The organism is Pantoea sp. SGAir0418 (assembly GCF_043529865.1).
This window is the reverse complement of sequence record NZ_CP027912.1, coordinates 663,835-678,111: the sequence shown is the minus strand read 5'-3', so window position 1 is coordinate 678,111 and position 14,277 is coordinate 663,835. Positions and strand designations below refer to the sequence as shown.

General features: G+C 58.5%; 12 protein-coding genes. 7 read left to right on the top strand and 5 right to left on the bottom strand.

The genetic code is table 11. From position 1 onward, the window contains the following. The first annotated feature begins 214 nt into the window (after nt 1–214). A complete protein-coding gene (locus C1N84_RS22255) occupies nt 215–1,597 on the top strand; it encodes a diaminobutyrate--2-oxoglutarate transaminase (protein ID WP_021509096.1) in 1,383 nt (460 codons plus the stop codon). Nucleotides 1,598–1,609: 12 nt separating this feature from the next. Further along, the gene (locus C1N84_RS22250; protein ID WP_394541887.1) at nt 1,610–3,076 is read left to right on the top strand and encodes a pyridoxal phosphate-dependent decarboxylase family protein; all 1,467 of its coding nucleotides are present in this window, start codon (nt 1,610–1,612) and stop codon (nt 3,074–3,076) included. 83 nt (nt 3,077–3,159) lie between these two features. Here C1N84_RS22250 and C1N84_RS22245 read toward each other — a convergent pair whose 3' ends face one another. Continuing rightward, a complete protein-coding gene (locus C1N84_RS22245) occupies nt 3,160–3,552 on the bottom strand; it encodes a RidA family protein (protein WP_150360292.1) in 393 nt (130 codons plus the stop codon). Between the two features lie 129 nt (nt 3,553–3,681). On the opposite strand from C1N84_RS22245, the gene C1N84_RS22240 reads away from it, so the two are divergent. Further along, entirely contained in the window at nt 3,682–4,284 is a 603-nt protein-coding gene (locus tag C1N84_RS22240) for a TetR/AcrR family transcriptional regulator (protein WP_150360293.1), read from the top strand. Here C1N84_RS22240 and C1N84_RS22235 read toward each other — a convergent pair. Next, nucleotides 4,265–5,176, bottom strand: coding sequence for a LysR substrate-binding domain-containing protein (locus tag C1N84_RS22235; protein ID WP_021509092.1), 912 nt, complete (start codon nt 5,174–5,176; stop codon nt 4,265–4,267). The genes C1N84_RS22240 and C1N84_RS22235 overlap by 20 nt on opposite strands. Nucleotides 5,177–5,273: 97 nt before the next feature. Here C1N84_RS22235 and C1N84_RS22230 point away from each other — a divergent pair, with 97 nt between their 5' ends. Further along, complete coding sequence (locus C1N84_RS22230) at nt 5,274–6,137, top strand: aldo/keto reductase family oxidoreductase (protein WP_264443876.1); 864 nt, start codon at nt 5,274–5,276, stop codon at nt 6,135–6,137. Between the two features lie 14 nt (nt 6,138–6,151). Here C1N84_RS22230 and C1N84_RS22225 read toward each other — a convergent pair whose 3' ends face one another. Beyond that, nucleotides 6,152–7,645, bottom strand: a complete 1,494-nt coding sequence (locus C1N84_RS22225; RefSeq protein WP_185749284.1) for a MocR-like pyridoxine biosynthesis transcription factor PdxR — start codon at nt 7,643–7,645, stop codon at nt 6,152–6,154. A gap of 109 nt (nt 7,646–7,754) precedes the next feature. Between C1N84_RS22225 and gabT the strand changes: the two genes are divergently transcribed. Next, nucleotides 7,755–9,008, top strand: coding sequence for a 4-aminobutyrate--2-oxoglutarate transaminase (gabT, locus tag C1N84_RS22220; protein ID WP_088517268.1), 1,254 nt, complete (start codon nt 7,755–7,757; stop codon nt 9,006–9,008). Nucleotides 9,009–9,112: 104 nt separating this feature from the next. Continuing rightward, nucleotides 9,113–10,510 (top strand): GABA permease, encoded by a 1,398-nt coding sequence (gene gabP / locus C1N84_RS22215; protein WP_394541886.1) that lies wholly within the window; start codon nt 9,113–9,115, stop codon nt 10,508–10,510. A 31-nt stretch (nt 10,511–10,541) separates the two neighbouring features. On the opposite strand, the gene C1N84_RS22210 is transcribed toward gabP, so the two are convergent. After that, nucleotides 10,542–10,862, bottom strand: coding sequence for a hypothetical protein (locus tag C1N84_RS22210; RefSeq protein ID WP_058759124.1), 321 nt, complete (start codon nt 10,860–10,862; stop codon nt 10,542–10,544). A 172-nt stretch (nt 10,863–11,034) separates the two neighbouring features. Here C1N84_RS22210 and C1N84_RS22205 point away from each other — a divergent pair, with 172 nt between their 5' ends. Further along, complete coding sequence (locus C1N84_RS22205) at nt 11,035–12,327, top strand: glycoside hydrolase family 10 protein (RefSeq protein WP_125310950.1); 1,293 nt, start codon at nt 11,035–11,037, stop codon at nt 12,325–12,327. A 40-nt stretch (nt 12,328–12,367) separates the two neighbouring features. On the opposite strand, the gene C1N84_RS22200 is transcribed toward C1N84_RS22205, so the two are convergent. Further along, nucleotides 12,368–14,227 (bottom strand): hypothetical protein, encoded by a 1,860-nt coding sequence (locus C1N84_RS22200; protein ID WP_394541885.1) that lies wholly within the window; start codon nt 14,225–14,227, stop codon nt 12,368–12,370. Nucleotides 14,228–14,277 lie beyond the last annotated feature (50 nt).

Sequence of the window (14,277 nt, the reverse complement as noted above, 5' to 3'; positions counted from 1 at the left end):
CGCCTGTTCATATCGCGGCGCTAAAATAAGTGGCCAGTTTCTGTCCAACGTCCTGATTCCTATATGAAAAGAATAAACAATTCTAAACAAAATTAATCATTGTGATGTGCGTCAAAAGGCTCTATATTGGCCGCGTTTTTTGAGCCACTGATACTTTTTTGTTCAACTAGTCAATCGGCCAGCCTGTTCGAGCCCCGGTTGAAGGAGAGATATGATGACGGATAAAGTCCGTATTGATACTTTTGGTGCCAACTCATTCAACGGAAACAACGACGCATTCTTAGCCCGTCAGGCTGAGTTTGAATCAAACGTCAGGAGTTACCCGCGCAAGTTGCCTTTAGCGATTGCCAAAGCCAATGGCGTGTGGATTACGGATGTTGAAAACAAACAATATCTTGACTGTCTGGCTGGCGCAGGGACGCTGGCACTTGGTCATAACCATCCTGATGTTCTGCAGAGCATCCAAAATGTCATTACCAGCGGCTTGCCGTTACATACTCTTGATCTGACGACGCCTCTGAAAGATCAGTTCTCCGAATCTCTGCTCTCGCTGCTGCCAGGTCAGGGTAAAGAGTACTGCCTGCAGTTCACCGGTCCATCCGGTGCTGATGCCGTTGAAGCGGCGCTGAAGCTGGCGAAAAAAGTTACCGGCCGCAGCGGCGTAATCAGCTTCTCTGGCGGTTACCACGGGATGACCCACGGCGCGCTGTCCGTGACCGGCAACCTGTCGCCGAAAGAAGCGGTTGACGGCATGATGCCAGAAGTGCAGTTCATGCCTTACCCGCACCTGTACCGTTGCCCGCTGGGCCTCGGCGGCGAAGCTGGCGTGAAAGCCCTGACCTACTACTTCGAAAACCTGATCAACGACGTTGAAAGCGGCGTGCGTAAGCCTGCGGCCGTGATCCTCGAAGCGGTTCAGGGTGAAGGCGGCGTGAACCCGGCGCCAGCTGAGTGGCTGCAGCGCATCCGCAAAGTGACTCAGGAACACGGCATTCTGCTGATCCTCGACGAAGTCCAGGCTGGCTTTGCCCGTACCGGTAAGTTCTTTGCCTTCGAACACGCGGGCATTGAGCCAGACATCATCGTGATGTCTAAAGCGGTGGGCGGCGGTCTGCCTCTGGCCGTGCTGGGTATCAAAAAGCAGTTTGACGCCTGGTCACCTGGCCACCACACCGGTACCTTCCGCGGCAACCAGCTGGCGATGGCAACCGGTCTGGCGACGCTGAAGATCCTGACCGAGCAGAACATCGCCGGCAAAGTGGCAGAACAGGGTGAATGGCTGAAAGCCCAGCTGAACGCGATGGCGAAACGCTTCCCGGTTATTGGTCATGTACGCGGCCTCGGGATGATGATCGGTATCGAAATCGTTAAGCCACACGAGCCAGCTGACCACATGGGCAGTTTCCCGGCCGACGGCGAACTCTCTGCACTGCTGCAGAAAAAATGCTTCGAAGCCGGTCTGATTCTGGAGCGTGGCGGTCGTCACGGTGCGGTACTGCGCCTGCTGCCATCACTGCTGATCAGCAACGAAGAGCTGGCCGTGTTCCTGGATAAATTTGAGCAGGCGCTGCTTGGCGCTGGCGTCAAACCTGTTTGACTGGAAGAGTAAATGTCTGAAGTAAACCCGATTCTGGCCGCCTCGGCCCCGAGCATTGAGGCGTACCAGCAGGCGATTGCCCAGAGCAGCGCCGCGGTTGTGCAGTGGCTGCAACAGCCTGAGATGTACCAGGGCAAAACGGTTGCCGAACTGCGCGAGCGTATCACGCTCGACTTCAATCCAAGCGGCCTGGGCAACCAGGCCGCGATTGAACGTGCGATTGAATATTTCCTCAAAGACAGTCTGGCGGTGCACCATCCGCAGTGCGTTGCGCACCTGCACTGTCCGAGCCTGGTGGTAAGCCAGGCGGCTGAAGTGCTGATCAACGCCACTAACCAGAGCATGGATTCGTGGGATCAGAGCCCTTCTGCCACCATTATTGAAATCAAACTGATTGAGTGGCTGCGTGCGCAGGTTGGCTATCCGGCCGGTGATGCGGGCGTGTTCACCAGCGGCGGTACGCAGAGCAACCTGATGGGCCTGATGCTGGCACGTGACGCTTTCTATGCGCGTCAGGGCCATTCCGTGCAGCAGCACGGCATCACTGGCGATCTGCGCAAGATTAAAGTGCTGTGCTCAGAAAACGCCCACTTCTCCGTGCAGAAGAACATGGCGCTGCTGGGCCACGGCTACCAGTCTGTGGTGCAGGTGAAATCGGATCAGTTCGCCCGTATGGACGTGAATGACCTGAAAGCCAAACTGGCTCAGGCTGAAGCCAACGGCGAACAGATCCTGGCGATCGTCGCGACAGCAGGCACCACCGATGCCGGCGCCATCGATCCGCTGCGTGAAATCGCAGCCATCGCCGCTGAGCACAACATCTGGGTGCACGTGGATGCGGCCTGGGGCGGTGCGCTGCTGCTGTCTGAAAAGTATCGTCATTACCTGGATGGTCTGGAGCTGGTGGATTCCGTCACCCTCGACTTCCACAAACAATACTTCCAGACCATCAGCTGCGGCGCGTTCCTGCTGAAAGACGCGCGTCACTATGAGCTGATGCGTTATCAGGCAGCTTACCTGAACTCCGAGTTCGATGAAGAAGCCGGCGTGCCGAACCTGGTGTCCAAATCCCTGCAGACCACGCGTCGTTTCGATGCGCTGAAACTGTGGATGGGTCTGGAAGCGCTGGGTCAGAAACAGTACGCCGCGATTATCGACCACGGCGTGAGCCTGGCACAGGACGTTGCGCAGTTCGTTGAATCTGAGCCACGTCTGGAGCTGGTAATGCAGCCACAGCTGGCCAGCGTACTGTTCCGCTATCGTCCAGAACAGCTGAGCGACAGCGCGCAGATCGCCCTGTTCAACCAGCGTATCGGCGATGCGCTGCTGGAGTCTGGCCGCGCTAACGTCGGTGTGACCGAGCATGCAGGCGTGACCTGTCTGAAGCTGACTCTGCTGAACCCGACCGTCACGCTGGAAGACATCAAGCTGCTGCTGGCGCTGGTAGAAAAAACTGCTGATCAACTGCTGAGCGCCTGATTAGGCGTGAAGTAAAAAAGCCGCTAACCGGCAACGGTTAGCGGCTTTTTTTATGGGTTACAGACTGATCGCCGCACGCTGGCTCACTGCGGAATGCGCGCAATCACCTTGATTTCAAAATCATAGCCCGCCAGCCAGTTGACGCCCACCGCCGTCCAGTTGGGATAAGGCTCATCGCCGAAAAAGCGCAGCCGGACTTCGTTCACCGTGGTGAACTGCGCTTCCGGATCGGTATGAAACGTAGTGACATCAACCACGTCATCGAAACTGCAACCGGCGGCCTTCAGCACCGCCGCGAGATTGGTAAATGCCTGATTAACCTGACGCGTGAAATCCGGCTCGGCGGTGCCATCATCCCGGCTGCCTACCTGGCCGGAAACAAACAGCAGGTCGCCGGAGCGAATCGCCGCAGAGTATTTATTGATGTTGTACAACGCCTGACGGCCCGCTGGAAAAACAGCATCGCGTTTGTTCATAATCGTACTCCTGAAGATGAGAGAAGAAAGCGGGTTAGCTATGCCCGCTTTCGCTTTAACATACGCCGCGTATGTATTACTATGTTTTACATACGCGGCGTATGTCAATGCAAAATTTAAGGAACAGCGATGGCAGCCAGACGACGGGCAGACCAGGTGGAAGAGACGCGCGGCAAACTGATTGCCGCTGCACGACGCGCGTTTGCGCAGAAAGGTTACAGCGAAGCGTCAATGGATGACCTCACGGCAGCCGCCGGGCTGACGCGCGGTGCGCTGTATCATAATTTCGGCGACAAGAAAGGGTTATTGCAGGCGGTTATTGACCAGATTGATGGTGAGATTCTTGAGCAGATGCGCGCAGCCGGGCAGCAGTATCACACTCGCTGGCACGCGTTTCTGGCGGAAGCCATTACCTATATCGAGATGTCGCTGGAGCCGGAAGTCCAGCGCATCATGCTGCTGGATGGCCCGGCGGTGCTGGGCGATCCGTCGCGCTGGCCTAATCAGACCGCCTGTCTGCGCACCACCGCCGCCATGCTGGCGGAGCTGATTGAGGAAGGTACGGTGAAACCGGTCGATACCGAAGCGGCGGCGCAACTGGTCAACGGCGCCGCGCTCAATGCCGCGCTGTGGATTGCCACTGCCGATGAGCCGGTCGCGGCGCTACCGCGTGCGGTGCAGGCCTTCCGGCTGCTGGTTTCCGGGCTGCTGGTCAACCCGGCGTCGCATTGAGTTCGCGTATCCAGCTGAGAAACGCCTGCAGCGGTGCCGGGATCAGCCGGCGATCGTTGTAATACAGCCACAGGCCGGGAAAGCTGAGCCACCAGTCGGCAAGAATCGGTTGCAGACTACCGTTGGCCAGCGCCGGCTTCAGCCAGTCCTCAAACAGGTAGACCACGCCGGCACCGGCGATGGCTGTCGACACCGTCAGCTCCATCGCCGCACCGATGCTGCAAATCAGCGGCCCCTGCGGCTGTAGTGTGATGCGTTCCGCGCCGCGGCTGAACTCCCATTCGGCCGTCACCCCGGTGGCATAACGACCATACAGACAGCGATGCTGCATCAGGTCGCGCGGATGCTGCGGCGTACCGTAAGCCGCCAGATAGGCCGGCGCCGCGGCCGCGGCAAAGCGCTGCACGCGCGGACCAATCGGCAGCGCCACCATATCCTGTTCCAGATGATCGTCGTAACGGATACCGGCATCGCAGCTGTCGCGAAAAATGTCCTGCACATTACTCTCCGCCACAATCTCCAGCCGGATGTCCGGATAGCGCTGCAGAAATCCCGGCACAATCGCCGGTAATACCAGCCGCGCCGCGCTGACCGGCACGTTCAGCCGCAGCGTGCCGCCCGGCGTGTCACGGAACGTGTTCAGGGCATCCAGCGCCGCATCCACTTCGTTCATGGCGGGCAGCAGCCGTGACATCAAAGCCCGGCCCGCTTCGGTAAGCACCACCGTTCGCGTGGTGCGATTAAACAGCCGAACGCCCAGTTGCTGTTCGGCGCGCCGCACCGCATCACTCAAACGCGACGGATTGCTGCCGCTCATGCGTGCCGCCTCGCGAAACCCGCCAGCTTTTGCCACCGCCACTACCGCATGCAGCAACGCCATATCCAGCGCCATTGTGCGTCACTCCGTACAGTCTGTCCTGATTTACACGGATAGTCGCACAGCACCGTTGTGATTACAATTTAAACACTATCCGATGAAGGAGGTTTACATGTCACAGGCTACAACTACTTATACGCTGGGCGACCGTCAGGTTGCCCGTCTCGGCTACGGTGCCATGCAGCTGGCCGGTCCCGGCGTATTTGGCCCGCCGAAAGATGAAGCCCGCGCGCTACAGGTGCTGCGCGATGCCGTGGCTGCCGGTGTCAATCACATCGACACCAGTGATTTTTACGGCCCGCACATCACCAATCAGCTGATCAAAAAAGCGCTCTATCCTTACCCCGACGATCTGGTGCTGGTGACCAAAGTGGGTGCCCGTCGTGATGCCAAAGGCGGCTGGCTGCCCGCCAGCACGCCGGAGGAACTGACGCAGGCGGTTGAAGATAACCTGCGTAATCTGGGGCTCGACGTGCTGGAGGTAGTCAATTTACGCTCGATGCTGAGCGTTCATGGGCCAGCAGAAGGATCGCTGGAGCCGCAAATCGAGGCGATGATTAAGTTGCAACAACGTGGCCTGATTCGGCACATTGGCCTGAGTAACGTGACCGCCAGTCAGGTGGTGCAGGCACAGCAGATGACGCCGATTGCCTGCGTACAGAATCTGTATAATCTCGCCAATCGTCAGGATGAGGCGCTGATCGATCAGCTGGCGGCGCAGGGCATTCCCTACGTGCCGTTCTTTCCGCTCGGCGGTTTTTCGCCGCTGCAGTCGGAACAGCTCAGCGCGGTGGCCAGCACGCTCAACGCCAGTACGCTGCAGGTGGCGCTCGCCTGGCTGTTGCAGCGCTCAGATAATATTCTGCTGATTCCCGGCACCTCCTCGCCGCAGCATCTGCAGCAAAATCTGGCCAGCGCGGCGCTGACGCTTAGCCCGGAGGTGATTGCACAACTGGACAGCATTGGCCGGGCGTAAGGCACACGCCGGGGCTATCCCCGCCCGGCGATGCCCGCTTCTATCAGGCAGGCTTTGAGCACACCAAACGCATCCTGGCACTGGCGCTCATCCACGCAGGCGTAACCGAGCAGCAGACCGCGTCGCTCCTGCGGATGCATATAGTATTGCGACAGCGGCCGCACCTTCACGCCGCGTCGCAGCGCCAGCGCGGCAATCGCCACATCATCACAGCCCGGGGGCAGATTCAGCACCAGATGCAGCCCGGCTTCATGATTGACCACCGGCATGAATGCCGCGCCCAGGTAGCGTTCAATCAGCGTCATCATAAAGCGCCGGCGCTGACTGTAGAGTTTGCGCATGCGGCGGATGTGCGTCATGTAGTGGCCTTTCTGGATGAATTCCGCCAGCGCGCGCTGCACCAGCAGATGGCCGCCGCGATAGAGTTCGGCCGCCGCCACGCGCAGCGGCTGCGCCAGCGCTTTCGGCACCACCAGATAGCCGAGACGCAGTGCGGGATAGAGCGTTTTACTGAAGGTGCCCATGTAGATCACTGGCGCATCTGGCTCAAAGCCCTGCAGCGAGGGAAATGGCTGGCCGGCGAAGCGAAATTCGCTGTCATAGTCATCTTCCACCAGCCAGCTTTTATGTTTGCGCGCCAGGTCGAGCAGCTGTCTGCGCCGCTCCAGACTGAGATGCACACCCAGCGGATACTGGTGTGACGGTGTCACAAAAATCATCTTCGGCGCTTTGCTGCGCGGTGCCAGCTCCGGGATAATGCCCTGTTCATCCACCGCTTTGGCCTGAATTTTTAGCCCGTTAATGCGTAACAGGTTGCGCGTGCCCCAGTAGCCTGGCTCCTCGATCCACACCGGATCGCCCGCGTCGCACAGCACGCGCGTCACCAGATCCACCGCCTGATGAATGCCTTCAGTAATGATGATTTGATCGGCGTCGGCACGCACCGAGCGCGCCACGCTGAGATACTCAGCCAGCGCCTGGCGCAGCTGCGGACAGCCGCCGTTACTGCTGTAAATCAGCCGCTCGATGTCGGGTTCGCGATTCAGGCGCGACTGAATCTGGCTAAACAACTTATGTGGAAACTCACGCACATCCGGCGCGCCGGGCACAAATGCGCCCCACTGATAAGGCGAGGCATTGGCGTGACCGAGCAGCGTGGCGCCGCGTTTTGATATCGCCGCCGGTTTACTCATCAGGGGTTCACTGAGCGGCAGCGCCGGCGCGCTGTTAAGGCACCCTTCCGGCAGGTTTTCTGCAATCCAGGTGCCGCTGCCGGTGCGCGCGCTGACATATCCCTGCGCGACCAGATTTTCATAGACGTTGAGCACCGTATTACGCGACACCGCCAGCTCGCGCGCTAAATCACGCGTCGCTGGCAGACGTGAGCCGCGCGGGAAAATGCCTTCAACAATCGCCGCCTGCATGCAGTGCAGCAGGCGCTGCTGCAGCGTGCCTTCCGCGACAAACTGTAGTCGTTCCAATACATGATCGGCGTATAAACTCCGCAATTGGCTCCATCCTTCTCAGTGAAATTGGCTCTGGCAACCGCGCTCAGTGCAGGCATAAATAAGCGTGTTTGTCGTGATTTGTAAAGACGCTTATCGCTAAGGAAAGGTTATGGAAGGTAAAAACAGCCAGTTGCAACAACGCAAAGATGACGCGCTGCCGCGCGGCACCGGTAATCTTTGTCAGTGGTATGTCGATCAGGCCGAAAACGCCACGCTGCGTGATGTTGAGGGCAATAGCTGGATTGATTTCGCCGGCGGCATCGCGGTGCTTAACACCGGCCACCGTCATCCGCGTATCGTGCAGGCCATTGCCGATCAGTTAGCAAAATTCACCCATACCGCATTCCAGGTCACACCGTATGAGAGCTATGTGGCGCTGGCGGAACGCATCAATCAGCGGGTGCCAATTGCCGGTAAAGCCAAAACCGCTTTTTTCACCACCGGCGCTGAAGCGGTAGAGAATGCGGTTAAAGTGGCGCGCGCCGCTACCCGTCGTCACGGCATCATCACCTTCGGTAACGCCTTTCACGGCCGCACTTTCATGACCATGGCGATGACCGGCAAAGTGGCCCCCTATAAGCGCGATTTTGGCCCGATGCCGGCCTCGGTGTTTCACGCCCGCTACCCTAACGCAGTGACCGGCATCAGCGTTGAGGACGCTATCGCCAGCCTGCACGATCTGTTCAGCCACGACATCGCGCCGCAGGATGTGGCCGCCATCGTACTGGAACCGGTGCAGGGCGAAGGCGGTTTCCACATCGCGCCGGCAGAGTTTCTTACGCAGCTGCGCGCGCTGGCCGATGAGCACGGCATTCTGCTGATTGCCGATGAGGTACAGAGCGGATTTGGCCGCACCGGCAAGCTGTTCGCCATGGAACACTACAGCGTACAGCCCGATCTCATCACCATGGCGAAAAGCCTGGCGGGCGGTATGCCGCTGTCGGCGGTGAGCGGTCGCGCTGACATCATGGATGCGCCCGGTCCGGGCGGGCTGGGCGGTACTTACGCCGGCAATCCGCTGTCGATTGCCGCCGCGCATGCGGTGCTGGATGTCATCGACGAAGAGCAGCTGTGCCAGCGCGCCAGCGACCTGGGCGCTACGCTGAGCGAACTGCTGCACCGCGCGCGCCGCGCTAACGCGTCGATTACCGACGTGCGTGCGCTGGGCTCAATGGTAGCCGTGGAGTTTGCCAGCGCGCAGCAGGCGCAGGCACTGCAGCAACAGGCGATGGCGCGCGGTCTGCTGCTGCTGACCTGTGGCCCGCAGGGCAACGTGATCCGCTTCCTCTATCCGCTCACCATTCCGGATGCCCAGTTCCGTCAGGCGCTGGATATTCTCGACAGCCTGCTCAGCCAGCCTTAGCGTTCCACCCATTGTCCGATCGCTTGCCTGCCGCGCGCAGGCAAGTTTCACCTGCATAACAGGCGGGGTCTGCCCCGCCTGAGAGACGATCTGGAGAGATATTGATGACTGCTCAGAATGCCGATGTACTGGCACAAAGCCTGAAACCCCGCCACGTGCGCATGCTGTCGATTGCCGGTGTGATTGGTGCCGGGCTGTTCGTCGGTTCCGGCCATGCGATTGCCGAAGCCGGACCGGCGGTGCTGCTGGCCTATATCGCCGCCGGCGCGCTGGTGGTGCTGATTATGCGCATGCTGGCGGAGATGGCGGTCGCCTCACCGGACTCCGGTTCCTTCTCCACTTACGCCGACAAGTCTCTTGGCCGCTGGGCTGGGTTTACCATCGGCTGGCTTTACTGGTGGTTCTGGGTACTGGTGATCCCGCTGGAGGCCAACGCCGCCGGCACCATTCTGCACGGCTGGTTCCCGCAGGTGGCGGTGTGGGAATACACGCTGGCGATCACCAGTTTTCTGACCATCAGCAACCTGTTCAGCGTGAAAAACTACGGTGAGTTTGAGTTCTGGTTCGCGCTGCTGAAAGTGGTGGCTATCGTCGCCTTTCTTTGTGCCGGCAGCCTGGCGCTGTTTGGCCTGTTGCCCGGCAGCAGCACGCAGGGTATTTCACATCTGTACGACACTCACGGCTTCATGCCTAACGGTATCAGTGCCGTGCTCGCCGCCATTCTTACCACCATGTTCTCTTTCATGGGCACGGAAATCGTCACCATTGCCGCCGCCGAATCTAACGAACCGCGCAAGCAAATCACCCACGCCACCAACTCGGTGATCTGGCGTATCGCGCTGTTTTATCTGCTGTCGATCTTTCTGGTGATGGCGCTGGTGCCGTGGAATACGCCGTCGCTGATGAAAGCCGGGTCTTACCAGACGGCGATGGAGATGATGAACGTGCCGTATGCCCGGCAGATTGTCGATGTGGTGGTGCTGATCGCGGTATGCAGCTGTCTCAATTCTGCGCTTTACACCGCGTCGCGCATGCTCTATTCCCTGTCGCGTCGTCAGGATGCGCCAGCGGCGGCCTCGCGCACCACGCGCAGCGGCACGCCATGGGTCGCAGTGCTGATGTCTACCGCCGCAGCATTTCTGGCGGTGATCGCCAACTATCTGGCGCCGAGCGCGGTGTTTGAGTTCCTGCTGGCCAGCTCCGGCGCCATTGCGCTGCTGGTTTATCTGGTCATTGCCGCTTCGCATCTGGTGCTGCGGAAAAAGCGCGAGGCGCGCGGCGAGCAGCTCAGCTATCGCATGTGGCTGTTCCCGGGTCTGACGTGGGCCACCATGGTGTTCATTGTTGGCGTACTGACGTCAATGCTGTTCAATGCGCAGCATCGTTCCGAAATTATCGCCACCGGCCTGTTAACGCTGCTGGTGCTGGTCGCCAGCCAGATTGTGCACCGCAAGCGCGCGGCGCGTAAAAACAGCGAGGAGATGGTAGCGCTGCGTTCGTAACGCTCGCCATGACGGGCACGGAAGCCCGCCGTTACTGCACATCAATACTGATCGACTCATCCGCCACGTTAATCGTCACGGTGCAGTGCGTCCACACCGGCTGCCCTTCAGTCATCTCATGTTCGATAAAGTATTGCTGAAAGTCTTTCAGCGCGGCACTGAGATCGCCAATCGCGCGCGCGTCCGGCTCGAACCAGTCCGGTTCGCCGTTTTCATCAAGGTAGTTAAACTGAAACTGCCCGCCCTCCTCATCGGCAAACAGCTCCGCCTGCACCACCAGCACCTGCGCGCCGTCGGGGCCACAGCTAAAAATGATCTGGCCAATGCGGCGATAAAGGTCTTCGTATTGCATAGTGAGAACTCCTGTAAGATGCGGGACGCGCGACAGCGCCGCGGCGGCATTCATCTTAGCCAATGTCTTGACATTATGTCTGAGGATCAGAGAATGAACGCTTGCGAATAACGGACTACAAGAAACGGAGTTTATCATAGCCTGTTCAGCGCGTTACCTCTCTGTTACCCACATTAAACGCGTCGCCCGTCTGCTGTCTGCCGTGCTGTTGCTGGCCAGCTGCGCCTCGGAGCCGCCAAAATCGCTGGTCACCCCGTTTCCGTCGCCGACTAAACCTCCTGTTCCGGCTAAACCCGCAGCGCAGACTGAACCAGTGCGCGGCGTCTGGCTCACTACGGTGTCGCGCCTCGACTGGCCGCCGATATCCTCCGTCACAGCCAGCCCGGCGCTGCGTATTCGCCAGCAGCAGCAGGCGCTGACGGCCAAACTGGATAAGCTGCATAGCCTGGGGATCAACACGGTATTTTTCCAGGTGAAGCCCGATGGCACCGCGCTGTGGCATTCGCGTATCCTGCCATGGTCCGATACCCTGACCGGCAATATCGGGCAGGATCCGGGTTACGATCCGCTGCAATTTATCCTCGACGAGGCGCACAAACGCGGCATGAAGGTGCATGCGTGGTTTAATCCTTATCGCGTGTCGACCAATACCAAAACTGCGACTGTGACGGCGTTAAACAACACGCTCCAGCTGCAGCCGGCCAGCGTGTTTGTGCTGCATCGCGACTGGATCCGCACCGCCAGCGACCGCTTCGTGCTCGATCCGGGCATTCCGGCGGCGCGCGACTGGATCACCAGCATCGTGGCGGAAGTGGTGTCAAACTACGCCATTGATGGCGTTCAGTTCGATGACTATTTCTACACCGAAACCGCGGCGTCGCCGCTCAATGACAGCGCCACCTTCCGCCAGTACGGCGCGGGCTTTGCCAGCAAAGCCGACTGGCGGCGGCACAATACCCAGCTACTGATCGAACAGGTTTCCCGCACGATTAAACAGCTTAAGCCGGGCGTTGAGTTCGGCGTCAGCCCGGCGGGTGTCTGGCGCAATCTGTCGCACGATGCGGCCGGCTCCGATACGCGCGGTGCGGCGGCTTATGATGAAGCCTATGCCGACACGCGCCGCTGGGTGCAGCTTGGCCTGCTGGATTACATCGCGCCGCAGCTGTACTGGCCGTTTGCCCGCCAGGCTGCGCGCTATGACGTCCTGGCGCGCTGGTGGGCCAATGTGGTACAGCCAACGCGCACCCGGCTGTACATCGGCGTGGCGCTGTATAAGGTGGGTGAAGCTTCAAAAAATGAGCCGGACTGGACGGTTCAGGGCGGCGTTCCCGAGCTGAAAAAACAGCTCGATCTGAATGAATCGCTGCCGCACATCGACGGCACCATTCTGTTTCGCGAAGATTATCTTAATCAGCCGCAGACGCAGCAGGCGGTCGATTATTTACGTCAGCGCTGGGGAAAATGAATTATTCAGGCCAGCAGAGGAATACTGCTGGCCTGAAGCGTTAGCGCGGATTATCCGGATCGAGTAATTCAATACTGCGCGGCACGCCGTTCACGCGGACTTTCAGAAAACGGCGGGTGATCCACTTCCCCGCGGCATCCTGCTCCTGCCGTTCAAAAAACGGCCCACGCAGCAGCAGTTCTTTATTATTGTTGTAGCCAAAGCCGACATCTTTATTGCCCACCCAGTGCTGTTCAAAGGCGACGACCGGCTGGTTGTCCAGCGCCGTGGCTTCTTCCGCACTGCAGGCGGTAAAACTTTTGCGGAAAATAAAACACTGACCGGACTGATAGCGATCGCGCCCGTTGGTTTCCACCAGCGCAATTGAGAAGCCGGTATAGGCCGGAATTTTAACGTACAGTTTGGTGTGTGCGCCTTTGCCCTCGATATGCACTTTAATTACGGGCGAGGAACCTTCGCTGTACCAGCTGCCAATGGTGTTATCGTCGTTGCGCGCCTGCAGATAAATATGCGCCACGCCTTCCGGTGTCCGGTAGCTGTAATCGGTTTGCGTTTCCGACTGGGAAACATACTGCGCGCTGCCGACAATGCGCACGTGAATTTGTGAGGTGGCGTCGGAAAAATTAAATTCGCCGACGTAAAACCATTTTGCGTCTTTGCCACGGTTATCCATGTGATGCTGCGAGGTGGTGAAGTCATAACTCAGCGATCCCTGAATGATCGCGCCGAGATCGGAAATCTCCATCACGCCACGATCGCCCTCGGCCAGCAGCGTCCATGGCTCAATACCCTCTTTGCTGAAGTCAAAGCCCGCGCTATCGCGGTGCACGCTTTTCTGGATAATCATCGCGCGGCAATAACCCATCTTCATGGGATTTTGCGTCGATTCAATCACCAGCCCTTCAATGGTCCACTGACCATTGGTGAGATCGCCGGCAAATTCGGAGTGCTCGATCCAGCCATTACGAATAAACGATTGCGTGCAGCGCGGCAGATCGAACACCGGCTGTTTGGTGCTGCGCTGCAAATTAAAGTTGGAGAGTTCAATCGCGGTCGAATGATCCCAGGCGCCTTTTTCCCGATCGGACCAGCGCGCATAGACAATACTGCCCTGACAGCCACGTGAATAAAACTGATCGATTTTACAGTCCAGCGTATCAATCAGTTCCAGTGCCCGCCCGCCGAGGTAGCGAAACTCCATACTGCTGACGCGCAGAAACTGGCCACCGATAATACTGTTGGTAAAGAAGCCGACATTATTAAACGCCGTGCCGCCGTCTTCGCCGCTGTCAGAACTCATGCCTTTCACCACAAAGCCGGAGATCTCCACATAGCGTGCGCGCACGCTAAAGAAATGAGTTTTGCGCGGTTTCGGTCCCCAGTTAAATTTCAGCGTGGTGGTGGGGAAATAACCGAAGTTGACCGGCGCGCCGGAAATTTTAAAGCGGTTAATCTCTCTGTCGCTGCCCAGCACTTCCGCTAAATCAAAGCCGGACAGGCTGAACTCACCGGCGGTAAAGCGAATGCCCGCGGAGGGTAAAACACGCTGCGACCATTTAAACATGCGGATCACCGCATCAATACAATCGGTGGTGCCATCGGCTATCGCGCCAAAATCCACCACCGTGACCGCGCTATAATCGAGGACTACTCTTTTCCAGCGCTTTTTACCGGACGTCACGAAATTCAGCCCGCCGTCATCGGGCGTACTGTTGTCGGTGGCATCGTAGACAAACACGCCGCCGCCCATCCGACTGCCACGGCTGTATTCCAGCACCGACGCAATTTCGCCAATCGAAACAGGTTCCTGTTTACGTAAATCGTCAATGGTATGTAATTGAATCACCGTCCCGGTGGCAGATGGTGTGATAGTGCTGGTGGTGCCAGATGTATTCGCCATGGTGTTCCCCATAAATTATTAACGTAATACGACAGAGCATCAGCAGTATA

What these genes read in the sequence shown, in the direction of transcription:
- C1N84_RS22255 (WP_021509096.1), top strand. Translation starts at nt 215, where the DNA reads ATGACGGATAAAGTCCGTATTGATACTTTTGGTGCCAACTCATTCAAC.
- C1N84_RS22250 (WP_394541887.1), top strand. Translation starts at nt 1,610, where the DNA reads ATGTCTGAAGTAAACCCGATTCTGGCCGCCTCGGCCCCGAGCATTGAG.
- C1N84_RS22245 (WP_150360292.1), bottom strand. Translation starts at nt 3,552, where the DNA reads ATGAACAAACGCGATGCTGTTTTTCCAGCGGGCCGTCAGGCGTTGTAC.
- C1N84_RS22240 (WP_150360293.1), top strand. Translation starts at nt 3,682, where the DNA reads ATGGCAGCCAGACGACGGGCAGACCAGGTGGAAGAGACGCGCGGCAAA.
- C1N84_RS22235 (WP_021509092.1), bottom strand. Translation starts at nt 5,176, where the DNA reads ATGGCGCTGGATATGGCGTTGCTGCATGCGGTAGTGGCGGTGGCAAAA.
- C1N84_RS22230 (WP_264443876.1), top strand. Translation starts at nt 5,274, where the DNA reads ATGTCACAGGCTACAACTACTTATACGCTGGGCGACCGTCAGGTTGCC.
- gabT (WP_088517268.1), top strand. Translation starts at nt 7,755, where the DNA reads ATGGAAGGTAAAAACAGCCAGTTGCAACAACGCAAAGATGACGCGCTG.
- gabP (WP_394541886.1), top strand. Translation starts at nt 9,113, where the DNA reads ATGACTGCTCAGAATGCCGATGTACTGGCACAAAGCCTGAAACCCCGC.
- C1N84_RS22210 (WP_058759124.1), bottom strand. Translation starts at nt 10,862, where the DNA reads ATGCAATACGAAGACCTTTATCGCCGCATTGGCCAGATCATTTTTAGC.
- C1N84_RS22200 (WP_394541885.1), bottom strand. Translation starts at nt 14,227, where the DNA reads ATGGCGAATACATCTGGCACCACCAGCACTATCACACCATCTGCCACC.